The 26,086-nt window shown below is 47.1% G+C and carries 19 protein-coding genes and 1 pseudogene; 9 read left to right on the top strand and 11 right to left on the bottom strand.

The annotated features are described in order from the left end of the window. Nucleotides 1–115: 115 nt before the first annotated feature. Entirely contained in the window at nucleotides 116–784 is a 669-nt protein-coding gene (locus tag H3H32_RS06180; protein ID WP_182461808.1) for a DUF3826 domain-containing protein, read from the bottom strand. Between the two features lie 507 nt (nucleotides 785–1,291). Here H3H32_RS06180 and H3H32_RS06175 point away from each other — a divergent pair. Further along, nucleotides 1,292–2,179: an AraC family transcriptional regulator gene (locus H3H32_RS06175; protein WP_182461806.1), complete on the top strand. Its 888-nt coding sequence runs from the start codon at nucleotides 1,292–1,294 to the stop codon at nucleotides 2,177–2,179. 131 nt (nucleotides 2,180–2,310) lie between these two features. Here H3H32_RS06175 and H3H32_RS06170 read toward each other — a convergent pair whose 3' ends face one another. The 3 genes from H3H32_RS06170 to H3H32_RS06160 form a co-directional block, all read right to left on the bottom strand. Continuing rightward, the gene (locus H3H32_RS06170; RefSeq protein WP_182461804.1) at nucleotides 2,311–3,240 is read right to left on the bottom strand and encodes a dihydrodipicolinate synthase family protein; all 930 of its coding nucleotides are present in this window, start codon (nucleotides 3,238–3,240) and stop codon (nucleotides 2,311–2,313) included. 93 nt (nucleotides 3,241–3,333) lie between these two features. Continuing rightward, nucleotides 3,334–4,923, bottom strand: a complete 1,590-nt coding sequence (locus H3H32_RS06165; protein WP_182461802.1) for a sodium:solute symporter family protein — start codon at nucleotides 4,921–4,923, stop codon at nucleotides 3,334–3,336. Nucleotides 4,924–5,040: 117 nt separating this feature from the next. Next, nucleotides 5,041–6,594, bottom strand: a complete 1,554-nt coding sequence (locus H3H32_RS06160) for an MGH1-like glycoside hydrolase domain-containing protein (protein WP_182461800.1) — start codon at nucleotides 6,592–6,594, stop codon at nucleotides 5,041–5,043. A gap of 271 nt (nucleotides 6,595–6,865) precedes the next feature. Between H3H32_RS06160 and H3H32_RS06155 the strand changes: the two genes are divergently transcribed. After that, entirely contained in the window at nucleotides 6,866–7,846 is a 981-nt protein-coding gene (locus H3H32_RS06155; RefSeq protein WP_182461798.1) for a hypothetical protein, read from the top strand. Between the two features lie 107 nt (nucleotides 7,847–7,953). Here the strand turns inward: H3H32_RS06155 and H3H32_RS06150 are convergent, their stop codons facing one another. After that, the gene (locus H3H32_RS06150; RefSeq protein ID WP_182461797.1) at nucleotides 7,954–8,466 is read right to left on the bottom strand and encodes an RICIN domain-containing protein; all 513 of its coding nucleotides are present in this window, start codon (nucleotides 8,464–8,466) and stop codon (nucleotides 7,954–7,956) included. A 155-nt stretch (nucleotides 8,467–8,621) separates the two neighbouring features. On the opposite strand from H3H32_RS06150, the gene H3H32_RS06145 reads away from it, so the two are divergent. The 5 genes and pseudogenes from H3H32_RS06145 to H3H32_RS06125 all read left to right on the top strand — a co-directional run bounded on the left by H3H32_RS06145 (nucleotide 8,622) and on the right by H3H32_RS06125 (nucleotide 17,031). After that, entirely contained in the window at nucleotides 8,622–9,014 is a 393-nt protein-coding gene (locus tag H3H32_RS06145) for a hypothetical protein (RefSeq protein WP_182461795.1), read from the top strand. Between the two features lie 197 nt (nucleotides 9,015–9,211). Further along, on the top strand, nucleotides 9,212–13,552 hold the full coding sequence (locus H3H32_RS06140; RefSeq protein ID WP_182461794.1) for a CusA/CzcA family heavy metal efflux RND transporter: 4,341 nt from the start codon (nucleotides 9,212–9,214) through the stop codon (nucleotides 13,550–13,552). Between the two features lie 14 nt (nucleotides 13,553–13,566). After that, a complete protein-coding gene (locus tag H3H32_RS06135) occupies nucleotides 13,567–14,742 on the top strand; it encodes an efflux RND transporter periplasmic adaptor subunit (RefSeq protein ID WP_182461792.1) in 1,176 nt (391 codons plus the stop codon). Nucleotides 14,743–14,822: 80 nt separating this feature from the next. After that, nucleotides 14,823–15,707 (top strand): cation diffusion facilitator family transporter, encoded by an 885-nt coding sequence (locus tag H3H32_RS06130; protein ID WP_182461790.1) that lies wholly within the window; start codon nucleotides 14,823–14,825, stop codon nucleotides 15,705–15,707. 174 nt (nucleotides 15,708–15,881) lie between these two features. Further along, a pseudogene (locus H3H32_RS06125) lies at nucleotides 15,882–17,031 on the top strand (aldose epimerase family protein). 103 nt (nucleotides 17,032–17,134) lie between these two features. On the opposite strand, the gene mtgA reads toward H3H32_RS06125, so the two are convergent. Continuing rightward, on the bottom strand, nucleotides 17,135–17,998 hold the full coding sequence (mtgA, locus tag H3H32_RS06120; RefSeq protein ID WP_182461788.1) for a monofunctional biosynthetic peptidoglycan transglycosylase: 864 nt from the start codon (nucleotides 17,996–17,998) through the stop codon (nucleotides 17,135–17,137). Nucleotides 17,999–18,104: 106 nt separating this feature from the next. Next, the gene (hemW, locus tag H3H32_RS06115; RefSeq protein WP_182461787.1) at nucleotides 18,105–19,241 is read right to left on the bottom strand and encodes a radical SAM family heme chaperone HemW; all 1,137 of its coding nucleotides are present in this window, start codon (nucleotides 19,239–19,241) and stop codon (nucleotides 18,105–18,107) included. 138 nt (nucleotides 19,242–19,379) lie between these two features. Between hemW and H3H32_RS06110 the strand changes: the two genes are divergently transcribed. Next, complete coding sequence (locus H3H32_RS06110; RefSeq protein ID WP_182461785.1) at nucleotides 19,380–20,759, top strand: hypothetical protein; 1,380 nt, start codon at nucleotides 19,380–19,382, stop codon at nucleotides 20,757–20,759. A gap of 468 nt (nucleotides 20,760–21,227) precedes the next feature. On the opposite strand, the gene H3H32_RS06105 is transcribed toward H3H32_RS06110, so the two are convergent. Genes H3H32_RS06105 through H3H32_RS06090 form a run of 4 tightly spaced genes read right to left on the bottom strand, consistent with a single transcriptional unit; the run spans nucleotide 21,228 to nucleotide 23,335 of the window. Beyond that, the gene (locus H3H32_RS06105) at nucleotides 21,228–22,058 is read right to left on the bottom strand and encodes a PhzF family phenazine biosynthesis protein (RefSeq protein WP_182461783.1); all 831 of its coding nucleotides are present in this window, start codon (nucleotides 22,056–22,058) and stop codon (nucleotides 21,228–21,230) included. Between the two features lie 31 nt (nucleotides 22,059–22,089). Beyond that, complete coding sequence (gene hxpB / locus H3H32_RS06100; RefSeq protein ID WP_182461781.1) at nucleotides 22,090–22,779, bottom strand: hexitol phosphatase HxpB; 690 nt, start codon at nucleotides 22,777–22,779, stop codon at nucleotides 22,090–22,092. 27 nt (nucleotides 22,780–22,806) lie between these two features. After that, the gene (locus H3H32_RS06095; protein ID WP_182461780.1) at nucleotides 22,807–23,019 is read right to left on the bottom strand and encodes a hypothetical protein; all 213 of its coding nucleotides are present in this window, start codon (nucleotides 23,017–23,019) and stop codon (nucleotides 22,807–22,809) included. Between the two features lie 28 nt (nucleotides 23,020–23,047). Further along, entirely contained in the window at nucleotides 23,048–23,335 is a 288-nt protein-coding gene (locus tag H3H32_RS06090) for a YciI family protein (protein WP_182461778.1), read from the bottom strand. Nucleotides 23,336–23,569: 234 nt separating this feature from the next. Here H3H32_RS06090 and H3H32_RS06085 point away from each other — a divergent pair, with 234 nt between their 5' ends. Further along, nucleotides 23,570–26,071: an alpha/beta fold hydrolase gene (locus H3H32_RS06085; RefSeq protein ID WP_182461777.1), complete on the top strand. Its 2,502-nt coding sequence runs from the start codon at nucleotides 23,570–23,572 to the stop codon at nucleotides 26,069–26,071. Nucleotides 26,072–26,086 lie beyond the last annotated feature (15 nt).

Raw genomic sequence — 26,086 nt, 5'->3', positions numbered from 1 at the left:
CAATTTTTAAGTGGGATTCTTGTTGGATTCTATAGATGCTATTGATTCTACGTAGGCCAAATTCCTATAACCAGCATCCGTAGAATCTCAGAATCAAGAGAATCCATTTCCTAATTCATTCTTTCGATTTTCCGGCTTCTTTTTCTTTGGCAATTCGTTCTTCCCATTCTTTGCTCGCCTTTTTCATATCGATTCCGGCAGCCGACAGGTAATTATTGATTCGCCCTTTATACTTGCCAAACATGGCGTGCTTTTTCTCCGATGTCCCTTCGTCCATTGCCCGCTCGCGTGCTTCGGTCAAATAGGCCAGGATTTGTGTTTTCTGAGCGTCGGTTAAATCGGGCAACATGGCCTGATAGCCTTTATAGGTAATCGGCAACACCCCGTAGGTCATTCCGTCTTTCACCATGTCAACTTGCTGCGTCGTCAAATCATGGGAAAGCTTAGTCAGGTAGTCTTTGTGCAGTGCCGTTAGCTTAGTGGCGGTTTCAGTCTCAAGTGCTTCTTTCTGGACTGGCTCAGTCAATTTAGCCAGCGCTTCTTTCCGGTTTTCCTGAATGTCATTCAGGCTTAGATACTGTTGCGCGATTTCCGTTTTCACGCGCTCGGCTACCTGCGAATTGGTCAACCCCAACGTTGCCACAATCTTTGCCGCCCGTTCGGTAACGACTCGTGCATAAGCCGCTTCTTTGCTTTCTATTGTCTGATCTTGCCCTACTGTAGACACCACCACCATGAGCATCAGGAGGCCGCTAAGCAAGAGTTTTTTCAGGATACTGACCATTGACAAATGGGTTAAACAGGTTCTTTTTAACGGTTTGTCGACTACTTAACTGGCCATACTCACGAAGGCTAAAAACTGCCACTAAGAGAGCCTCAAAAGCAGACAAAAGCATGATTAAACAATACTTTTCTATAACATGATACAAAAATATAGGACGTTTACGGGCAAGAACTGCATTTTTTTGCCAATTTATTATAGGAAATTATCATAGAATAAATATGACTTATCTACGATATTTCGTTTAGGTTTGTGTGTTGATGGCCTAATGGCCTCTACAGGCCTGAATAGAGGATATTGGCCCGATTGGAGTCGAAAGCATAGTCAGTAGGCAGAGCACTGGTTATGCTTATATACTATACAAATTAAGTACGTACAACAAAACGACGGCAACTCGTTGAATCGATTATCCGACCGGATAAGCTGCACTTGGCAGGTAGCAGACGTCCAGTCTGGTATTCGGCTACAACAATAAGCTGTTACCCTTATTGAATCGATTAGCCCCTTGCCATGAAACCATTATTCCGAAAAGTCACGGCCAATCTGGAGAGTTCGTATACGGTGCGGCACAACATCTTGCCCCATTTTAAAAATATATGGCATTATCATCCGGAACTGGAGTTGCACTATATTCTAAAAGGGGAAGGTGTCCGGTTTATTGGCGATAAAATCAGCAACTTTTCGCCTGGCGAGATCGTGCTGGTTGGCGAGAATCTGCCCCATACCTGGCGCAGTAATGAAGAATATTTCCACAATGACCCCGATCTCAATATTGAGGTGATTGTCATTCAGTTTTTACCCGACTGTCTGGGCGATCATCTATTAAAATTACCCGAAGCTTATCTGATTCCAAAGCTCTACGAAAAGGCCAAAAGTGGTATGGTTATCAATGGCCAGACCAACGCCAAACTGGCCGAATTAATGCGCAAAGCAATCGATGCCACAAACCTCGATAAATTAATCATCCTCCTGTCTATTCTGAAGCTGCTCTCCGAAACAGATGAATACGATATAATTGTGAATGGACGCGCGGTATTTTATCAGTCTAACGAAACGGATACCCTGCGCCTGAACAATGTGTGCAGCTATACACTAGAGAATTATAAAAAGGAAATTACACTGGAGGAGATCTCGGCCATCAGTAATCTGAGTGTTACGTCCTTTTGCCGGTATTTCAAATTAATGACGAACAAGACGTACTACGATTTCCTGATTGAGATCCGGATTAGTCACGCCTGTCGGGCGTTGATTGAAGATAAAACGCCCACCGAGATCATCTGCTTCGACTGTGGGTTTAATAACGTCTCCAATTTCTACCGCCACTTCAAAAAAGTGACGGGCCTCACTCCGCTGGAATACAAACGGCAATATTTAAAAAAAGGGAAGGTAGTTGCGTAACGATGGCGCGGGTATTCACCCGTGCCTTTTAATTTAGTCAGCATTCGCTGACACATAAAAGTTACCTGGCCAGCAAATGCTGGCTGTTATTAAAAGGCACGGGTGAATACCCGCGCCAGTGCTACAAAAGACTAAACTAAACTCAATTCCAGCTCATTCTGCAATTGGGTGTACTCAGCATAAAAACCCTCGACCTGCTTAGCGATTTCAGGAGTAAACGTACCCACGTTACGACGAGTAAAGGTGGTCATGTCGAAGCCACGCAGTTGTAAGAAATATTTCGAAACCGTCGGATAGACGTTGTGAATAACATCCATCTTGTCGATCAGGAATTGCTGAACTTTCGCTACTTCGGTTTGCAAATCAGCATTATTATAATTCTGACACAGCCACACGATCAACTCTGGGAAAAAGTTACCCTGAATGCACGACAACCCCGCTGAACCCGCCTTCAACGAATCCACTGCGTGAACCATATAGGCATCATACAAACCAAAGCCAGGACGCGATGCCAGCCGGATTTTCTCTTTGATCTGCGCCAGATCCAGCGATGTATCTTTATGGTAAATCACCCGACCTGTGTTCACGAATAACTGAAGCTGTTCGGGAGAAATCAGGCGTTTGTAGGGAACGGGGCACTCGTAAAAACCAACCGGCACCGATTCGGTCTGGTCTAACAACTGAAAAACTCGCTCATTGAAAACCGCATCCGACTCTGCTTCGTCGGCAAGCAAACCCGTAATCAGGATAACGGCCTGCGTACCTGTGTTATGTACGCGTTTAACAAAATCGGCCTGTTGCGCAATTGGCCCGCCAAAAGTGCCGGTAGCCACAACGGGAACGGCACCATTGACCACCTTAATGACGTGTTCGATAATCTGAATACGCTCAGACTCGCTCAATTCGAACATTTCACTCGACAGACAATTGGCAAATAAGCCAGCTGCACCAGCTTGCAGGTAAAGCTCGGTCAGGCGGGTCAGGGCGTCGAAATCAATCGCGCCTGTACCGGTAAAGGGAGTGAGCATCACGGGGATGAACCCCTTTTCAACTGTTTTCATACTAGTCAACTTAAAGTGTAAATGAATAATGTAAAATGGACAATGAATAACGAAAAGCAGTTAACCAGCAGCTCATTCATTATTCATTTTACATTATCCATTAACTATTACTTCTTTTTTGATTTGCTCTGAGGATCGGCCTTTGCTCTTTGTGACGAGCAGGCCAACCAGAAAAATGGTGAGCGTACCAATCACAATAATCATGTTGCTGTGAAGCGGATTGCGCAGGTAGCTAAACTGATCGGGCAGGCTACCGGAAAACGTCATCCAGACAATTACCAATACGCCAATACACGTGGCAGTCAGTGCTTCATGGCTATTCGTGCGCCGACTAATGAGGCCCAACAAGAACAATCCGAGCATGCCAGCCGCAAAAATACCCGAAAGTGTCCACCAGGTATCCAGAATACTTTTCACACCAATCATGGCCAAACCTGTTCCTAAACCTAATAAACCAACCACTACAGTAGTCAGGTGGAGTAGTCGCAGGAGTTTTTTATCTGAGATGTCGGCATTGATATACCGTTTGTAAATGTCTTCCGTAAATACCGTCGCCGACGCGTTCATCCCCGAACTGATGGTACTCATAGCTGCCGATAGAATCGCTGAAATGATCAACCCCATCAGGCCAGCGGGCACTTTGGTCACCATAAAATGAGGCATCACTTTGTCGCCATAATCGACAGGCTTCAATGTTGCCATAAGTTGAGAAACCTCAGCTGCCGAAGCCGTAGCCGGTAGTCGGTCCATCGCCACTTTTTGCTTGATGGCTTCAATAAATTCGGGGTGGACCTGATAATAGGCGAACAGGCAGGAGCCAATCACAAAAAACAGCAACGACGCAGGTACGTACAACCAGACACATAACCAAAGAGAATTTGCAGCCTCCTTAGCCGACGACGTGGTATGGTATCGCTGAATGTAGTTCTGGTCCATCCCAAAGTTATTCAGATTGATAAAGAAGCCATACAGCAGCACGACCCAAAAGGATGATTGCACGAAATCAGGGGAGAACGTACCAAGGCTGAATTTGTCGTGAGCAGCCCCAATGTCCACAATTTTCGAAACGCCCCCGGGCACCGAATCAACGATGAGGTATAGAATCAGCAAAGCCCCAAACGTTTTAATAAAAGCCTGTACCACTTCTGTCCAGATAACAGCCTCCATGCCGCCCATAACGGTATAAATAATGATACAAACGCCCATGACGATCATGATCATTTGCATCGAATAACCCGTAAGTGCCTGTAAACTAATGGCAATTCCCAGAAAGATAGACCCCATGCGGGCCAACTGCGTCAGTAAAAAACAGGCTACAGCATAGGTTCTGGCCCAGGGCCCAAAGCGATGTTCGAGGTGTGTGTACGCTGATATTTCGCCGGTTTGCCGATAGAATGGCACAAAAAAACGAGAGGCAACATAAGCCGCCAACGGCATGGACAGGCTAAATACAAATGAGTTCCAGTTGCCGCCGAATGCTTTGCCCGGAACGCCTAGAAACGTATTGCTACTCAGGAATGTAGCGTAAATTGACATCCCCAGCGCCCAACCGGGAATCTTCCCCGATGCTTTGGTAAACTGATCGGTATCATTGTTTTTTCGGGAAAAGTAAACGCCTACCAGCACCATTGCCACCAGATAGGCGGCAATCACGGCAAGGTCAAACAGGGGTAGGTTTTTCATGGAATAGGAATAGGGTAAACAATCGGTTTTAGGAAAGAATCATAGAACGCTGATTGGTATGATTCGATACTGATTAATCATGATCATCATAAAAATCTGCGTTCTATCTAGCCGTACTCAAAATGACCGGACAGTCAATGGAGCCAGCGTCTTATTCTGTATTACTCTCTTTCCATCAGAAAAGACTATGAAGCCCTTCCCTTTACCGTAATGTTTCCCGGTTTTATCATACAAAATGGTCAGCATTTTTCCATGATACAGCACTTTATCGAGGCAAAACCAATCCCATTTGCCATCGGGCACGAGCGGGTGAATTTCCAATACGTTATCGGCACGGGGTTTCAGGCCAACCAGATCGCTAATGATTAAGTCGGCAAAGCCCGAGTGATTGTAAAATTTGCTACGCGGATTATCACCTTTTAGCCACTCCCCTGTTTTTTCGTCCTGATATTCGCCCAGATAGATTTTGCCATTCATGGTGTGCGAATGGGCGTATTTCAGCAATTCGTCATAAAACACCGACTTGGTCATACTCCCCTGATTCCGGTATTTCGTGAGGAGGTTCGACAACCCTTTCAACGTTTGCGTTGTGGCAAACGGCCAGACGGGTCCATCCCACTCACAACCATGTCCCGAACCGTGCGTCCGAAAAAGTGGATGACGCCGTTCGGCGGTGGTGATGCCCCAGGGCGCGTTGAAACCCGTTGTATCAGTGAGTTGGTCCCACTGGCTGGCATAGACTGGCTTATCGTCGGGCAAGTCGAAGTACCAGGGAATAAAACCGATAGCTTCACGGGCGTTTGAAAAACCACCTTTTTCCAACTTCACCTCAAAAAAATGCGCTGAATCGTCCCACAGACTATCCAACGTTAGTTTTTTTAGTTGTGTGGCCTGCTGTTGGTATCGGCGCGCGAGCGTATCGTTTTGGGCGAGGGTAGCCATAGCTGCCAGTGCTTTAGCATTACCATACATGTAGCTATTGATCGACGGACGTCGGTTTTTCTCTTTCCTCGACCCACTGATCGACTCTTCCATCGCGTCTTTTACATCGAACTGCCAGAACAGCCCGCTTGGCAATTGCTTCTCCTGTTGCCACTTACGGTAGTCGGCATCCAAGGCCAGTAGATTTTTCTGAATAAATGGCTTATCCAGATTGACGAGGTAGCGATTGTACACTGCATCATCGACCCAGCTACTGAATCCATGAAATCGCTGGGCTACATGTTTGGGGTCAACGTAGAGCCAGAACGAAATGTAATCGTTGATATACTGCGGGTTATGCAACCAACGGCCTTCGTAAATATGATGCCCCAGGGCGCTGCTGATAGCGTTGTACTTGCCCGCATGGTTCACTTTGGTGATAAACTCCGTAAATACATAGCCTTCGGGCGTCTCCTTCAAATGCTTCCGAAACGCCCACCAGCGATAGTAATACACCTCCTGCAAGACTGAATCGGGGCAATCGAATAGCGGAACATTTTTGGAAAGCCAGTCAAATGACTGATCATTCGGGACGTAGTTTTTTACCGCTTCATCGTCGATGGAGTTGAAATAGGTAACGTAGTTTTTAAGGGTGTTTGTCGACAACACAGCTGTCGTCTGCGCGACCGAAAAGGTCGTTTGCAGAATACTGATAACGAATATGAGTGCACGATACGGTTTAGCCATCATAGGTAGCTGTATCTTCCCAAGGGTTTAGAGCCAGTTAGACCTTCCAAAATTAATAGGAATATATCGTTACAGAATATGCTATTTTCACAAGCCATTGTAGGATGTTAGCTTGTTGGGGGAAAGTTCTGATACATAGATCTAGAAGTAGATGCAGTAGAATTTAAAACCAATAGCTATTTTTTGTTGGTTTTACCTATTATTGCAATAGAACGTACAAATTTCAATTGTTCATTAGCTGGCAAAAATATAGGCTTATATTAAAATTAAAAAAATGGAAAATATTTTCAAATACACTACAGAAGGATTTATTGTTATGTATCTATCAAAATACCAAATACTTCAGCAACAAGAGTTGGAATATTTCGCAGAAAATCAAGATATTTTTAATGATCAATCAAAATGCCACATATATTTTATTCTCAAAAGACCTAGAACAACTATAAACGGTAGTTATTTCAAATTCAATGATGATTATTTTGAGTTAGAAGTAGAAATTCAAATTAAAAATAGATTTATTAATAGGCTCTTAAAAATAGACAATCCATATAAATCAAAAAACGCGAAACTAATTACAGATTATCCTTATAATTATTTCGAGATCCAAACAGAAGAACACAACTTCGCCTTTAAAACCGGAGCATTATTAGATTATATACAACAAATTAACCCTATTAAAGATGATCTTTTAGATTATGAAATTTTATATATAGGGCAATCATATGGAGAAGCTGGCAACAGAACCGCAATAGATCGGTTAATTTCTCACTCAACTTTACAAAAAATTTATAACGAGGCTATCATAAAGCATCCTGATTCTGAAATTTGGCTGATGTTGAGTTCATTTGCCCAAACAAATATATCATCAACGAATGGGCAGATTACTGCTAGAACAGAAAATGAGTCTTTAGATAGAGAACGATTTATTAATTTTATGGATACTAAGTTTAGTGAGCAGCAAAAAATTAATTTTACAGAAGCTGCTTTAATTAGAGCTTTTCAACCGAAATTTAACATAGAGTACAAAAATACATTTCCGAATCCAGCCCACAGTAGTTATAATGAATGTTACAAGTTAGATTTAAATGGTATTGCTATTGAAATAGACCTATCGTCTATGAACAGATGGCTGTATTCAGATCACAAACCAAGAGGGCTTAATGATGATCTTGTTAGATATTGGCAACATGACGTGTTTTATTTTGTAACAGATGACGATAGATACAAAATATTTAACAATGACTACATTGGTTGATTGAGTAAGCCTTCAACTGAAAGGCAAATCAATGCAGCAACTAAAAATCAAGTCGTCTTATTTATACGTAGTAATACTTGTACTAGCTATTTGGTTAAAATATTCGTTTATATCTCTGGGTCCTGCTCATAAATCGTCCACAATTGCGTCTGGGCGTCGGATTTCTTCGCCAGCGTTATGCGAGAGTTTACAGCGCCTTTGCTGTCGGCGGGTGTGATGTACAGGCTTGTCCCTTTCAACTTAATCCGATAGGTCGCTTTTCCGGCTGGTATAAATTCATATTCCTGATTGACCTGCGACGCCACTAACGGCTGCTGTTCCAGATTGACACCATCAGTAGGTGTACCGGCCTCTGGTTGTAAGGTTTTGCTCGTGAATAAATTCTGAAGTTGATAGGTATCCCCTTCTATATGTTTAAAATCCCAGGTAACACATTTCCAGTTGACGGGCGAATAGGCAACAATAGGCGTCCCATTTGCTTTCCGAGCATCCTGAACGCGTAAAAGCATGCCCGTCTGGATATTTTTAATCGCATAATGACCATGGATCGTCTGTGCGAAACTGGCAGTTTGAACTAAGCCAAGAACAATCAGTAGGGAAAATACGAGTCTGGTTTTCATTGTTATAACGTTTTTTTATACAAGGTAATACCAACATTAATAGAACGCAGATTTTTATGATCGTTATGATTAACAAAGCATGTTCTACTCAATAAATCATATAGATCATAAAAATCAGCGTTCCATTGTCAACTTGTACCCCCTATCTTTGCAGCATGAAATCCGTCACAGCTCTCTTTCTAGGCATACTGCTCTTTGTGGGTAGCCTGTTTCCGCAGACAGACGTGGAGGAAGTCTATAAAATACCGGGGTTAATTGCCCATTATCAACTTCATAAGAAGGCAGCCGGAAGTGGCTTCGATGTCTGGCAGTTCCTGGAACTACATTACAATGCCTCGTCGAAGCACGCCAAAACCCCGCACAAGGGCGTCAAAATTCCGCTTTACAATCATCTCTCAACGGGTTTTGTATTTGTATTGACCCAGCCGCATAGGCTCCCTGCTGAACTGTCGGTATTGATTCCCTGGCCACAGGTCCATTTCTCCTACGAGAACCTGTATTCATTTCTCACCGCTACGCTGCTGTTTCAACCTCCCCAAGTCGGGTAACTCTGCTGTATGTATTGGCTAATTGACTGACCGTGTGCCTGTGGCACATAGGCAGGTCATTTACTATTTATTCTCAACGAGTTATCAATCAATAGCCCGCTGATTTTTATGATTGCCATGATCTCCAAAAATCATAATCAATCGTAGAGATCATAAAAATCTGCCGGTCCGCCGGTGCGGGTCTATTATTCCATAATATGATCGATAAAATCATTCAGTTCAGCATCCGCCAAAAGCTGATGGTGGGGCTGGGCGTGGTGGCATTGATTGCCTGGGGAACCTATGCACTCCGGCAATTACCCATCGACGCTATTCCCGATATTACCAATAATCAGGTTCAGGTAATCACGCAAGCCCCTTCGTTGGCGGCTCAGGAAACCGAACAGTTCATCACATTTCCGCTCGAAACGACCCTGCGCAATGTACCGGGCGTTACCGAAATCCGGTCGATTTCCCGCTTTGGGTTGTCGGTCATTACGGTTGTTTTTGAAGAATCAACCCCGACGTTTCTGGCTCGTCAGCTAGTGACCGAACAACTCAAAGCGGCCGAGGGCTCGCTGACGGCGGGCTCTCCCCAACTGGCTCCCATTACAACGGGGCTGGGTGAAGTTTATCAGTATGTTATTCGGCCCAAAGAAGGGTTTGAGCATCGGTATTCCGCAACTGATCTTCGCACTGTACAGGACTGGCTGGTGAAACGGCAATTGGCTGGAGTCCCCGGTGTGGTCGACATCAGCAGCTTGGGTGGGTATCTGAAAGAGTACGAAGTCCGTATCAATCCCGAGCGTTTGCATGGTATGAATACCACGTTGACCGAAGTGGTTCAGGCACTGGCCGATAATAATGCCAACACGGGTGGAAGCTATATCGAAAAGGGACCCGAAGCTTTCTTCATCCGGGGTGAAGGTATGGTCAAAACGCCCGACGAGATTGGGCAGATTGTCGTAAAAAACGTTGGGCCCACCCCTATTCTCGTTCGCGATGTGGCGCAGGTGGGCTTGGGTCATGCTGTTCGGTATGGCGCCATGACCCGCAATGGTCGGGGCGAAGTTGTCGGCGGTATTGTTCTGATGCTCAAAGGAGCCAGTTCTGAAAAAACCATTGATGGTATAAAAGAACGAATTGCCGAAGTACAGAAAAGCCTTCCACCCGGCCTGATTATCGAGCCGTTTCAGGATCGTAAAGTACTCATCGACAAAGCCATTCACACCGTCGCCAAAAACTTGCTGGAAGGTGGGCTCATTGTTATGAGTGTACTCTTGCTGTTACTGGGCAACTGGCGCGCCGGTTTAGTGGTGGCATCAGTTATTCCACTTTGTATGTTGTTTGCGCTGGGGATGATGCACGTGTTTGGCGTATCGGCCAACCTGATGAGTTTGGGCGCCATTGACTTTGGCTTGCTGGTCGATGGGGCCGTGATCATTGTCGAGAGTATGATTTTCAGTATCGTCCATACGCAGGCCATCCGCTCGCAGTCGATGGACGAGATTGCGCTGGATTCGGCTAGTCGATTGATGCGCTCGGCCTTGTTCGGTCAGTTGATTATCCTGATCGTTTACGTACCGATTCTATCGCTGACGGGCATTGAAGGGAAGATGTTTCGGCCGATGGCGCTGACTGTAGGTTTTGCTATTATAGGCGCTATGTTGCTGTGTGTGACTTATGTACCGATGATGGCGGCCACCCTTCTGCGTAAAGACATCAAGGAAGAAGGCACTCTAGCTGATCGCATCATGAAAGCCCTCTATCGGGTCTACGCTCCACTACTGAACGGCGCGTTACGCTGGCGCAAAACAGTTTTAGCCACCTCTGTTCTTTTACTCGTTGGTGCGATTGGTTTGTTCGGAACAATGGGTGGCGAATTCATCCCCAATCTCGACGAGGGCGACATTGCGATCAGTCTGACGTTGAAACCCGGCTCGTCGTTGCGGCAAACCATTGAGACGACTGGACGAATGGAAACGATTCTAAAAAATGGTTTTCCGGAAGTGAAAGACGTGATTTCCAAGATCGGGACCGCCGAAATCCCCACAGATCCCATGCCCATTGAGGCCGCCGATGTGATCGTTGTGTTGAAAGAGTCAGGTGAATGGACGTCCGCGAAAACGAAGGATGAGTTAGTCCAGAAAATGGAACGCGCCCTGAGTGTGCTTCCCGGTTTAACTTACGAGTTTACGCAACCTATCCAACTGCGATTTAATGAATTAATGACGGGTGTCAAGTCCGACATTGCCGTCAAAATCTACGGCGAGGATCTCAAAACATTGTTCAGTAAAGCCAATCAGGCAGCGGCTAAACTCAAAACAATTCCCGGCGTAGCAGACCTGAAAGTTGAACAGATCAGTGGGCTTCCGCAGATGCTGGTTTCTTACAATCGGCCGAAACTGGCACAATACGGAGTGTCGGTAGCGGGTTTGAACCGGATTCTGAAAGCGGCATTTGCAGGCGAAACAGCGGGCGTAGTCTTCGAAGGCGAAAAACGGTTCGATCTGGTTGTTCGACTCGACAGCATGTATCGTCAGGACATCGACAACATCCGGCAACTCTACGTCGATTTGCCGAATGGACAGCAGGTTCCACTCGATCAACTAGCGTCGATTCGTTACGAAAACGCCCCCATGCAGATTTCGCGGGACAACGCCCGACGGCGTATTACGATCGGCATTAACGTGCGGGGGCGTGACGTGGAAAGTCTGGTGGGTGAAATGAAAGCCGTTCTGGAAAAAGACGTTCCGCTTCCGGCCGGATATAGCTATACCTATGGTGGTCAGTTTGAGAATCTGGTCAAAGCCAAAGAACGGCTGGCGGTAGCTGTTCCACTCGCGTTGGTGCTGATTGGCCTTCTGTTGTTTTTTACTTTTGGCTACTTTGGACAAGCGATCCTGATTTTCACCGCCATTCCTCTGTCGGCCATCGGCGGTGTATTGGCGTTGTGGCTCCGGGGCATGCCATTCAGCATATCGGCAGGTGTAGGTTTCATTGCGTTGTTCGGGATTGCGGTTCTGAATGGCATTGTCCTCATTAGCTATTTCAACCAGCTCGAAGAGGAAGGCGTAACCGATGTGCTTCAACGCGTAAAAGAGGGAACGGCGGTTCGGTTCAGGCCGGTTATCATGACGGCTGCCGTAGCATCGCTGGGCTTTTTGCCGATGGCGCTATCAAGCTCTGCCGGGGCCGAAGTGCAAAAGCCGTTGGCAACGGTCGTTATTGGCGGGCTGGTTTCAGCAACCTTATTAACGCTGATTGTTTTGCCGGTTCTCTACAGCTTAGTAGCCTCGCGCCGAAAACAAGCGTTGCAAGCAGCTGACGAAGAACGCAATAGTCCCACAATCGCGCATTGCATCGGAGGAATTTTGGTATTAGCGTTTGGAAGTTTATCTGCGTCTCAGGCGCAAACGCAACCGCTTACAATAGAGCAAGCCATCGAGCAAGGTCTACGTCTGAACGGCGGATTGCAGGCGACGGTGATGGAAGTGAAGATTGGCCAAAGTTTGCAAAAAACAGCCTGGGATATTCCCCGCACTACAGTCGATTACCAGCGGGGACAAATTCAATCGTATCCCATCGATCATAGTCTGACCATCATGCAATCGATGGCGATGCCGTCTGTCTATGGTGCGCAGAAGCGACTCTATCAGGCACAGCAGGGCATCGCCGAGCGGCAGGTGTCCGTTAGTCGAACGGAACTAGTTCGGCAAATTCGACTGACCTTCTATCAACTTCGGATTGATTACGAGCGGGTTAAGCTGCTTCAGGCGCAGGATAGTCTGTATCGTCGGGCGGCTCATGCGGCAGCGGTACGGTATCGAACGGGGGCGACCAATCAACTGGAAAGCGTTACCGCCGAAACCCGGCAGCGCGACATCCAGAATCGACTAGCTGTTCTGCAAACCGACATTTCGGTGGGTCGTCAAACGCTGGCTATTCTCCTCCAGCAAACAGATTTAGTCAGCATCGATACAACCGGTAGTTTAAAAGCAGGTTTACCGCAAACTCCCCCAAGTCTGGAGGCCAATCCGCAACTGGCCGTATTGCGTCAGCAGGTCGAAACCACCCGCCGGCAAGTCGATCTGGAGAAGCAGCGATTCTGGCCAGATTTTCGGGTCGGCTATCTCTCCCAATCCATCGAGCGGCAGGGCGGATTTGGGGTCTATCAGGTTGGCTTATCCCTGCCACTTATCATGGCTCCCTTGCGGGCAAGGCTGGATGTTGCCCGCCTGCAAGGTCAGATTGCCGATCGCCAATTGAACTATCAGTACCATCGACTACAGGGCGAACTTTCCATTCGGGGGCAACAGCATGCCCAGTCACTCAACACGCTGGCGTATTACGAAAACTCGGCGCTCCCGCAGGCCAATCTCATTCTTCGAACAGCGGAGCGCAGTTATCTACGTGGCGACATCGAATACCTCGAATTTGTGCAGAGTACTACCCAGGCCTGGCAGATTCGAGAACAGTATTTAGATGCCATCAGCCAGTACAATCAATCGCTCATTGAACAGGAAGCGCTCGCCGGATTTGCGCCCGTGGTTCCTTAACGTATACGATACTTATGAAAAAACAACAGAATCGAAATTGGCAAATCGTTGCCATTTCACTAGGAGTCAGCAGCTTACTCGGCTGTTCTCATTCCGAAAACAAACCGACCGATCAACCCAAAACAGATAAACCAACCGGTGCGCGCACCGTAACGATCACGGAGGCTCAGTTTCGGGAAACCGGGATTCAACTCGGCGGACCCGATACATTGACCCTAGGCGAAACGATTCAGGCAACGGGCAAACTGGAAGCGCCCCCCGATCATTGGGCCAGTGTTCATGCGCCAATGGGCGGCTTCGTCCGGTCGACCCGATTAGTTGAGGGTGATTTTGTCAAAAAAGGGCAGATTCTGGCCGTTCTGGAGCACCCCGATTACATCAAACTACAGCAGGAATATTTACAGGCCGTCGCCAAAAGTCGGTTTGAACGACAGGAGCTAGACCGACAAACCGAACTCAATCGGGAAGAAGTTGGTGCCCGTCGGAAGCTTGAGCAGTCAACCGCCGACTTTGAAACAACGAGAGCGTTGTTAACATCGCTGGAAGCTCAGTTATCGCAACTGCACATTCCACTCGAAGCTCTGCGAAAAGGCCACATCAGCCGTACCATTCCGCTTCTGGCTCCTATAAACGGGTATGTTGACAAGGTAAATTTACGGCTGGGCCAGTACGTAGGCACTACGGATGAATTAGTTGAAATCGTGAATAAAGAGCATCTATATCTCGAATTGCGCGTGTTTGAAAACGACATCCGGCAGGTTCAGGAAGGACAACAGGTTCGGTTTACGATCTCCCAGCAATCAGGTGAGTTACAGGCGAAGGTATACCGGGTAGGTCAATCGTTTGACCCACAGACCAAAACCGTTCCGGTACACGCCAATCTGCTTACCAAAGATGTTGAGCGATTGTTTGCCGGCTCCTACGTACGAGCCACTATTCTAGCTGATCCGCATCAGGTAATTGCCCTACCCGAAGATGCCTTAGTAAAAGAAGGTGATCAATCCTATGTATATGTTCGTCAGCCAACTGACAAATCAGATGCCTACCGATTTGAATTAGTCGCGGTTAAGACGGGCATTACTCAAAACCATCGGACCGAAGTCGTGTTACCCAAAGGACTGAATCAGTCGGCCATTGTTCGGCAAGGCGCGTATTTTATCAGTGCTGAACGAGCTAAACTGGCTGGTTAGTTGTAGTAGTACGGTGGTGTCAGGTGCTTACACCTGACGCCACTAATTGAGATAAATGACAACAATATATCATATCCTACATGGAACAACCAATAAAACCTCATCAGGCCGAGCGGGGCCAACAATCAACGCTGGTCGGCATCGCGGTTAACATCGGGCTGGTACTGGTAAAAGGGCTGGCCGGGTGGCTGGGGCACTCCTACGCCCTGATTGCCGATGCGATGGAATCGGGCACTGACATCGTGACGTCGATTTTTGTCTGGTTTGGCCTTCGTACCGCGTCCAAAGCTCCTGATCAGAATCACCCCTATGGCCACGGAAAGGCCGAGCCACTAGCCGCTATCGTGGTGGCGATGGCCCTGGTTGGCGCGGCTATTTTGATTGCCCTGCAAAGTATCCGAAACATTCAGTTACCGCACGAAACACCAGCTCCCTTTACGCTGGCCGTATTAGCGGGTGTTGTGATTGTTAAAGAAGTGCTGTTTCGGCGCGTTGCGAAGGTTGGCGATGAAACAGATAGTAGTGCCGTGAAAGCCGACGCCTGGCACCACCGCAGCGATGCCATTACGTCACTAACCGCGTTTGTGGGCATCAGTATTGCCCTGATTGGCGGCCCCGGCTACGAAAGTGCCGACGACTGGGCCGCGTTGCTGGCTTCGGTCGTTATCGTGTACAACGCCTACCACATTTTCCGGCCATCGTTCGGTGAAATCATGGACGAAACGCCCGCTGGCGACTGGCAAACTGAGCTTCGAACGCTTGCCTTAAGCGTCCCTCAGGTAAAAGGAATTGATAAATTTCGGGTTCGAAAAACTGGCTTCGAGTACTTCATCGATTTACACGTACTGGTGCCGGGGGAACTAACAGTCGCACAAGGACATGCTATTGCCCATGCCGTTAAAGCCGCCATTCTTAAAGAGAAACCGGCCGTATATGACGTGCTCGTGCATATTGAACCGGTTTAGATTAATTTCTTTATAACTCTGCGTTCTCTATGCCTCTGTGTTCATTAAACAACTATAGCTATGATTATGAGCGATTTGCTGATGCCTGATTGAAAATTGGGGTAAAATAGGGGCCTTTTCAGCTTACTGGTATGGATAAAGTACCTTTACTCCGTGCCTAAATCGGTTCATAGCATGAAACTTCTTACTCTTTCCCTATTCGGGTTGCTTTTATTGACTAGCATGACACACGCATCGACCAACGCCCAACCAACCGCTGACGCTAAAGCAGGCATTACCAAAACAAAGTTTGGCGACTTTCCAGATGGCCGCGTGGCAGACTTATTCACGCTCCGAAATGCGAAAGGGATGGTGGTTCAGATTACAAACTACGGAGGTTATATCGTCTCCTGGACTGCCGCCGACAAAACAGGCAAACAGGAAGAAATCATCCTTGGCGTCCCCACCTTTGCTGATTATCTGAAAGGTACACCTAGCTTAGGACCAATCATCGGGCGTTTTGGCAACCGGATTGCAAAAGGGAAATTTAGCATCGAATGGACAGGAGTATACCTTGGCGCAGAATACCAACGGCAACCACATTCATGGTGGCCCAATCGGTTTCGACAAGCAACTTTGGGAAGCCACAACTAAAGATGGTAATGAACCCGCTTTAGTCTTAAAATACCTCTCGAAAGATGGTGATCAGGGCTTTCCCGGCAATTTATCGGTAGAGGTGACCTACACGCTTCAAAAAGATAACGCGCTCCGCATCGACTACAAAGCCACAACTGACAAGCCAACCATCATTAACCTGACTAACCATACCTATTTCAATTTGAGTGGGTTGAAGCAGGATGTTTTGAATGAGGAATTAATGGTCAATGCGAGTCAGGTGCTAGTAACCGATCCCAAGCAAATTCCAACGGGCGAGTTGAAACCCGTAGCTGGAACTCCATTCGACTTTACGAAGCCAACAGTTATCGGTAAGAATATCAATGACACCACCGATACGCAAATCAAATATGGCAAAGGCTACGACCACTGCTGGGTGTTTACCAATCCAGCCAAAACGTTGAAGTTAGGCGCTACAGTCTACGAACCCACTAGCGGGCGTTTCATGGAAATGTTCACGACCGAGCCTGCCGTCCAGGTGTACACAGCCAATAATCTAAACGGTAGCTTCAAAAGTAAGGATGGGGTGGCATTTACTAAACGCTTTGGGCTTTGTCTGGAAACCCAACACTTCCCCGATTCGCCCAACCACTCGAATTTCCCTACAACCGTTTTACGTCCGAATGAAACGTACAAAAGCACAACGGTTTATAAGCTTTCGGTGAAATAGGGAAATAGTTTTCTGTATACAGTTTGCGGTTTACGGTGGGCTCACGCAAAGGTCTTGGACGCGTCAGCCCATCGTAAACCGCAAACCGTATACAGAAAACCTTTTATAAATTCCGAATATACTTCTGCCCACCTAGGTACCGCATTTGGCGGGAAATTTGGGTCGTTCGGCGTTGAATGTAGTTCGACGGATTTTTAATTGAAAATTGACGAGGATTGGGCAAAACGGCCGCAATTCGAGCCGCTTCACTGCGAGAGAGCGTAGCCGCCGAATGGCCGTAATATCGTTCCGATGCGGCTTCAACCCCAAACGTCATTGGGCCCGTTTCTGCCACGTTTAGGTAGACTTCCAGAATGCGCTTTTTCCCCCAGATCAGTTCGATCAGCATGGTAAAGTAGGCTTCCAGGCCTTTCCGAATGTAGCTACGACCATTCCAGAGGAATACGTTCTTAGCAACCTGCTGCGAAATAGTACTGGCACCACGAGGGCGTTTACGCGTCTGGTTCTCTTTCATGGCGTCTTTAATCTCATCGAAATCAAAGCCCCAGTGCGTTGGGAAATTCTGATCTTCCGACGAAACAACTGCTAAGGCAGCCTCCTTACTAACGTCATCGTAGGAGATCCATTTTTTATAGACATGACTGCTCTCGTCGGTGCCGAACGTATCCATCCAACGAGAGATGATTAGTGGAGTTAATGGAACAGGTACGTATTTCAGCACAATCACATAGCCAAGCGAGCCGAAAAACAGCCACAGAAAAACGCGTACGCAGAACCCATACACGGTTTCCAGCAAGGGCTGCTCCCGCATAAACTGCCGGATTTGCTGCCAGCGCGTTGAACGTGGCCGATAGCCCGAATTACGTTCCGATGCCCGGCCTCGCTGTGGAGCAGGCTGCGTTATTTTCGGACGTGGTTGCTGAGGAGGAGCCGTACGAAATGTATTGACTGGTCGTTGCGGATTCATAGGTGTAGGGGCATTCCGCGAAAATAATAGGATGGTCGATGTAAACCCGTTTTTTTACTAAAATCCCCGAAAAAAGCGGGGCCCTACGGCAGCGCAAACTAATCCCCTACTCGACAAACAACGTTGCCGCTACACGATCCGCAAACAGTTTCCCGGCATTCGTCAACCGCAATCTATCGCCTTCCTGCGTTAGCCAGCCCGACGCGTACATGGCCTTGAGATCGGAGGCCTGGTGCTGAGTAAAATCAGTCCCTAACAACTCGCTCAATTCGGGGAGTGAACACCCCCACTGCGTTCGTAATCCGGTCAGTAAATAGTCATTTACCTGATCGACAATCGTCAGTTCTTCTATCTCAGACGGTATTGTATTCTTCTGAATGTCTGCGATATAACGTGCATTATTAGCAATATTGTATTGTCGCGAATGACCATTATACGAATGAGCGCTCGGGCCAATACCCAGGTACGATTTGCGTTGCCAGTAGGCCGTATTGTGTCGGGCATACTGGACTAAATTGGTATGATCTTTTCTGGCAAAATTCGAGATTTCGTAGTGTTCATAACCGGCTGATGTTAATTCATGAGTTAGTTCCTCGAACTGATCGGCCGCCAGCGATTCATCGGCAGGAGGCAGTTTTCCTTTCTGCTGCCATCGCCCAAAAGCGGTGTCGGGTTCAATGGTCAGTGCGTAGGCCGAGAGATGTGACACGTTAAGTGCCAGCACCTTCTGCAAATCAAGTTGCCACAGGGCCGGGTCCCGATTCGGAATCCCGTAAATCAAATCGACACTCATGTTCTCAAATCCAGCTTCGCGGGCTAACCAGACGCAGGTCTCGGCTTCGGTAGCGGTATGAGCGCGATTCATCCAACGGAGCGTGGCTTCGTCGAACGTTTGAATACCGATACTCAGCCGATTCACATATTGGCACAGCATCCGAAGCTTTTCTGCATTCAGATCATCCGGGTTGGCTTCGAGGGTAACTTCAGCCGTCGGAGCAACGGTAAAATGGGTATGAATCGTCTCGAAAATCTGCCCTAGCTCACATTCAGTCAATATCGAAGGCGTTCCTCCTCCAAAATAAACGGTCTCTAACGTTGACGTTGGTAAGTAATCTTTCTGCAAGCGGATTTCGGTACAGAGCGCATCAACCAACGCTGCCTTCTGCCCCAGACTGGTACTGAAGTGAAAGTCGCAGTAATGACAGGCCTGCTTACAGAACGGTATATGTAAATAGAGATGCATGTGCCCTATTGACAACAAAATAGACAGATAGGTTTAACACTCGAAAAAAGAAAAGTGGAAAGGCTAAAAATGGGTTAAACCAATGCCGTATACGAACAGAAAACCCTTATTTTGCGACTATTCTCCAATGCAAGTAACATGTATCCACCAGAATTAGAGCCTGAAGAAACGCCTACACCCGCTACCAAAGAAGCTCAGGATAAACTTATTGAGCTAACCAATCAGAGCTGGAATCTTGAATTAGTTATTTCAGGGGCCGCTTTATTTGCTACCCTCAGTCTGCCCGAATTTCTGGATAGTGTACTCGTCTATTATCGCTACAACCTCATGACGGATACAGACTATATCCACGATGGGGTTCCATCACAGGTAATGGGCTTAATCAAAGGTGTATCGTACTCCTTGTTTGGTGCCTTTCTTGCCCATTTTATCATGCGGGCCTTTTGGGTCGGGTTGCTTGGGCTACTAGCCGTTTACCCGGATGGCATTCGGTATGATCATATATATAACCTAAGCCAGTATGCCCGTGAAAAACTTGCCAAAGAGATGGGCCCATTACCCGATTATATTATTCGACTGGATAAACGCTGCAATGTAATTTTTGCACTAGCATTCAGTATGGCCCTGTTTCTTCTCGGAATAGCGATTGTTTATGGTCTATTTCTACTTACCGAAACAGCGCTTCAATTGCTTATTCCTGAACATCTATACAAACCCGTCCGCGAGGTAGTAAGCTGGGTATTTGCAATCGGCTTTATTGGGATAGGGATTACCGTTAGCGTCTTAAATCGGCCTAAATTTCGCGACAATCCTCGATTTGCTCCAATAGTCTTCCAACTCAACCAAGTATTTTCAGTTTTATTTATGGGGCTATACAAGCCCTTACTTTACATTGTCTATACGTTTTATAGTCAGATACCCCAACCGGTTCTGAAACGGCGGTTAGTGTGGTCATTTGGTATCTTTATGCTAGCTGAACTGTTGTTTATATCTGTACAATTATTGAAAACTGAAGGGGCGACAGAACTATTGGATAGCCGGTCATACATCACCTTACGTGCACCCAACCAAAAGGTGGATGCTAATTCGTTTGACAATTTACGTACGCCAGATGAACTGATTGACCAGGCTAGTATTCAAAGCGATGTGATTCGGGAACCGTATGTGCGGCTGTTTATGAGTTATCCGAAATCGCTGGATGTAGAATTGGCAAAGCGGTTTCGGGAGCCCAAATGGCCGGATAGTCTTTCGCGGAAAGTTCGACGCGAAAAAAGAGCGATCTGGTATTTGAAGTCGTTTGAAACCTATTTTGGGGTTTATCTGAATGACTCCCTCTATCGGTCGCCAGATTTCCTATTTACCAAACGTGCCGACAATGGTCAGCAAGGCCTGACAACGGTGCTACTGACAGCGAATTTGAAACCAGGGCGAAATACCCTGAAAGTGATGGTACCTGACTCAGCCAACAAACCGACAGCCTATTGCCAGATTCCGTTCTGGTATGTACCTGAAAATTAGCGGATCAATCGGGGCACTTTTTGCAGCGTTTGCCCTTCTTATATTTCTTACAGCACTTCTTCAAAACACACTCATGACCCATAAATGGGTTGGTCTGAATAAGTTGCTTAGCCTCGCTCGAAGAAACAGAACAATCAGAAGTGAAAGATTCGGTAGTCATTAATACCTTTTGTTTACTTCTGCAAAGTTATGCTTGTTTAGATTAATTACAAACTAATACAATGAAATAATTTTCATTTGTCTAAACCTAAACAGCTGACTCTAAGCCGTAAAAACAAAAAAGTGGTCAGGAAGGCGTTTAAACGCCTTCCTGACCACTTTAAATACTTACCCTGTTTAGTTTTGTCATTCCGACGACAGGAGGAATCTCTAGTCTCATATCAGTCAAGCTTGAGATTCCTCCTGTCGTCGGAATGACAAAAAATCACCCAAAATTCTAATCAAAAACAAAAGTTTAAACAGGCTTGCCTACAACTTAACGTCACCAGTCAGATAAAGCTGTACCTGTCCCGAAATATCGACACGGGCCGGATTTACGCCATCGTCGTTCAGTTTGCACTTCAGGAAGCCTCCCCGTTTCGACAGTTGGCGAGCGGTGAGTTCTGTTTTACCGAGTTTCTCAGCCCAATAAGGCACTAATGTTGTATGGGCCGACCCTGTTACTGGATCTTCATCAATACCGGCCTGGGGTCCAAAGAAACGGGATACAAAATCAACCGAACCGTCGCCTGCATTACCTGGTGCTGTTACGATAACGCCCCGAGCCGGTACCGTATTCATTTCCCGAAAATCCGGAGCTAATGCTTCGATTTGCGCCTGTGTCTCATAGACAAGCATGTAATCCGTTTTCCCTTTAAAAATGGCGTAAGGTTTTTCGCCGACACTTGCCAACAAAGCCGGTGGCTGTAGATTGGATTTGTTTACGGTATCGGCCGGAAAATCGAGGGTTAGCCAGCCATTTTCGCCCCGGCAAACTTTTAATAAACCACTACGAGAGTTAAAGAAAATCTCGTCAGGTATTGCGCCCTCGTCTTGCTTCGATTCCAGAAAAAATACCACGTAACCAGTGGCTAAGGTCGCGTGACCGCACAAATCCACCTCAATCGTGGGCGTAAACCAACGAATATGATAGGTATTTTCGCCTTCTGTTTTTGTGTAAAATGCCGTTTCGGCCAAGTTATTTTCGGACGCGATCTGTTGCATTTGTTCGTCTGACAGCCATTCCGTTAATGGAATTACTGCCGCCGGATTGCCCGCAAATAATCGATCCGTAAACGCATCGAGTTGATAAATACGCATGAGGTTTAGGGTGCGCAGAGCGCTTAAGTTATTAGGAATAGTGTTCTGTTGTCTGCAATGTATCGAATGTATCCGATGTAAATTCAGTCAGCGAAGGCAAAATAACATCAGCAATAGCAAATTTTGGATCGTTGTACTCAAAAGCACCCGGTACGGCCACCGTTTGCATGCCCGCATCATAGGCCGATCGTAGACCGCTTCCCGAATCTTCAAACGCCACGCAATTAGCGGGCAAAACGCCTAGTTTACGAGCCGTGCCCCAGTAAACATCCGGAGCGGGTTTATTTCGAGCCTCTAAAGTAGCTGAATGCCAAAGTGTTAATGAATCACGAATACCGATCCGATCAATAACGACTTCAATCAAACTCATCGGCGAAGCCGACGCAATAGCCGTAGGAATTCCTCTCGAAACAAAAAAAGCAATGGTATCGAGGGCGCCGGGCATCGGTTCGGCCAGGTGAGCAATGCGCTCGTGAACACCATGTGTAATGGCATCGGCAAGATCTTCCAGCGTACGACCTTGTGCTGCCTGATCCGTCCAGGGAGCGCGGGCAAACCAATACCGTACAACTTCTAAAATTGGCAAACCCGTGGTCTGTTTACATTCTTCGTCTGTTAAATGTAAGCCAACCGTATCAAATACTTCTCGTTCCATAGCCCGCCAATGGGGTTCTGAGTCCACGAGAAGACCATCCATATCAAATATTGCTGCGTGTATCAAGGTGTATTCTATTGATTTTGAATTGAGTCAACGAGCGTGTTCCGTTTCAACGGCACGCTCGGTCTTTTTTAGTTTGGCTGCATTACCAACCTCAAGCGTATCATCGTCGAAAACAGTCGTATCAATGGGAACAGTGGCCGTTTTTGTCTTTGTACTAGGTCCACAGGCCGAGAGCAAACCCAGAGAAATCAGTAAACAAGCCCCAATAAACCTCCTGAAATGGGCTAGATGCGTACTCATCTTAAGCTGGCTTACTACCACGTTAAGGTCAAACATTGGCCTGGCGAAACGGTTTAACGTCAATTTTGTCCCAAACGCCCTGTACAATATACGGATCGGTTTCCAGATATGTACTTAGTTCGTCTTCAGTTTCCATATCCAGCATGAGCATCGAACCAATCATTTTCCCGTCGGGGTCTAGCAAGGCTCCGCCTAACAGAAATTGGCCCTTTTCTTTTAACTGACTAACATAGGCAAGGTGAGCAGGCCGGGCTGCCATTCGCCGGTCGAGAGCATCGGGACCGGTATGATCATACGCATGAACAACGTATTGCATGAATCTGGGGTAGAGGATTTTTTCTATTCCGAAAAGTAAGCGTTTCAGCCTTTTCTTCCTAATTTCAGATTTTTACCTCTTTCAAACACGTAAATAGAACGCTGGTTTTTATGATCGCACTGATTTTAAAATGATTTAAAGAAAAAACATTGTTTTTAACTTATGATCAGGCTGTTAGCTAAAAGCCATAATCAGTCTTAAGAAAAGCGCTTCCTATTGTCACTTCATTCCTCTATGAACTACATTTCCTGTTGGCCGCTTGCTCTGATTACAGCATCGGTTCTCGCCCAGCCTGCACCCAAACCTGCTGGCTCCGTGGCTCGCCCACAACTCACTGTCGAGACCATTATGCAGGACCCTAAAGTATGGGTTGGCACATCGCCCTCTAACCCATTCTGGTCCGACGATTCGCAAACGCTTTATTTTAGCTGGAATCCAGAGCGGGCACTGGGCGATTCGCTCTATAAAGTAACCTTTACCCGTCTGGCAAAAGGGAAATCGCTCACCGCTTCTCAGCCGGTAAAAGTAAGTCCGGTTGAGCGTCGGGCACTGGCTACGCCCCCCGTTGCCGCTTACAACCGGGCCTATACCCAACGGCTTTTCGATCGGCAGGGTGATTTATTTCTGCTGGATGTAAAATCGGGCAAAGTCCGTCAACTCACGAACACGGTGGACGTTGAGGCTGATCCTGTTTTTTCAGGTGATGAAAAGCAGGTCGTCTTTCGGCGGACGGGGGCAGGTGCCAATTTATTTAGCATTGACCTTCAATCTGGTGAACTCGCTCAACTCACCGATTTTAAGTCAGGCGCTAAAAAGCCCGATCCTAAGTTAACGGATGCCGAAAAATTTCTGAAACAGGATCAATTACGCTTGTCGTCGGTGCTGAAAGAGCGTAAAGAAAAAAAAGACGAAAGCGAACGCATCACCAAAGCCGACAAGCCCAAACGCCCGAAAGAAATTTACCTGGACGACAAACAATTACTTGCTCCGCAGCTTAGCCCCGATGGCCGTTATGTGACCTATCGGTTGAGCAAAAGCGCTACCAATGCCAAGACGGCGCAAGTGCCCAACTATGTAACGGAATCTGGTTATACCGAAGAACTGGCGGCCCGTACCAAAGTGGGCTCGCCGACAGCTACACAGGAGTTTTTTGTGTACGACAAGCTTAAGGATACCGTTCGGGTTGTTAGTACCAAAACCATTCCGGGTATTACTGATCAACCGGCTTATCTGAAATCGATGACCAGTGCAAAACCCGATACGGCAAAAAAAACGCGTCCTGTTGTCATCAATGGCCCTGTCTGGTCAGACGATGGCAAGTTGTGTGTGGTAGTAGTTCGGTCGCTCGATAACAAAGACCGCTGGATTATGCGGCTCGACCCGGAAACACTGAAGCTATCGCTTCTCGACCGTCAGCATGACGATGCATGGATTGCAGGACCTGGCATCAACTGGCAGGGTATGGGGTCATCGTCGGGCAATATGAATTTTCTGGCCGACAATCAAACACTCTGGTTTCAGTCAGAAGCCGATGGGTATTCGCATATTTACACGGTGAATGTCTTAACTGGCGAGAAAAAGCAATTGACTTCGGGTAAGTTCGAAGTGCAACAGGTGCAGCTATCGAAGGATAAAAAGTCCTTCTTTCTGCAAACGAATGAAGTCCACCCTGGCGAACAGCATTTTTATCGGATGGCCGTTACAGGCGGTGAACGTGTTCGGCTAACCAATATGACAGGTGCCAACGACGTAACCCTCTCTCCCGACGAAACCCGAATGGCTATCCGCTATTCGTCCAGTAATCAGCCTTGGGAGATGTATGTAGCTGACGTTAGCCCACAGTCGACAGTTGCCAATAAGGCTAGTTCATCTTCTCGATCTGTATCCTCACAGATCGTCGGCACCGCTCCCCTTAAGCTCACGGAATCACAGACTGATAACTTCAAAAGTTACCCCTGGCGCGAACCGACGATGGTTACGATTCCCGCCCGCGATGGACAAACGATTTACGCGCGTATGTATAAGCCAACCAAGTCGGACGCGACCCCGGCCACGGGAAAAGCGGTTGTTTTCGTTCATGGCGCGGGTTACTTGCAGAACGCCCATAAATGGTGGAGTTCGTATTTCCGCGAATACATGTTCAATAACCTCCTGGTAGACAAAGGCTACACCGTACTCGACATCGACTATCGGGCTAGCGCGGGCTACGGTCGCGACTGGCGCACGGGTATTTATCGGCACATGGGTGGTAAAGATTTAGAGGACCATGTTGATGCCGCAAAGTGGCTGGTGCAAACGCAGGGTGTGGACGAAAAGCGGATCGGTATTTACGGCGGGTCTTACGGTGGATTCATTACGCTGATGGCTCTTTTTACAACCCCTGATGTGTTCAAGGCTGGGGCGGCTCTACGGCCCGTAACCGATTGGGCAGCCTATAATCACCCGTACACGGCCAATATTCTGAACGAACCTCAATCAGATTCACTCGCCTACCGTCGTTCATCGCCAATATACTTTGCCGAAGGCCTCAAAAATTATTTGCTCATCTGCCACGGTATGGTCGACGTGAATGTTCATTATCAGGACACTGTTCGGCTCTTGCAACGGCTGATTGAACTCAAGAAAGACAATTGGGAAGTAGCGGCCTACCCAATGGAAGACCACGGTTTTGTTGAGCCATCCAGTTGGACCGACGAATACAAACGGATTTTGAAACTGTTTGAAGAAAGGCTGTAATATGTATGATATAGG

The organism is Spirosoma foliorum (assembly GCF_014117325.1).
Taxonomy (GTDB): Bacteria; Bacteroidota; Bacteroidia; order Cytophagales; family Spirosomataceae; genus Spirosoma; species Spirosoma foliorum.
This window is presented reverse-complemented; position numbering and strand designations above follow the sequence as displayed.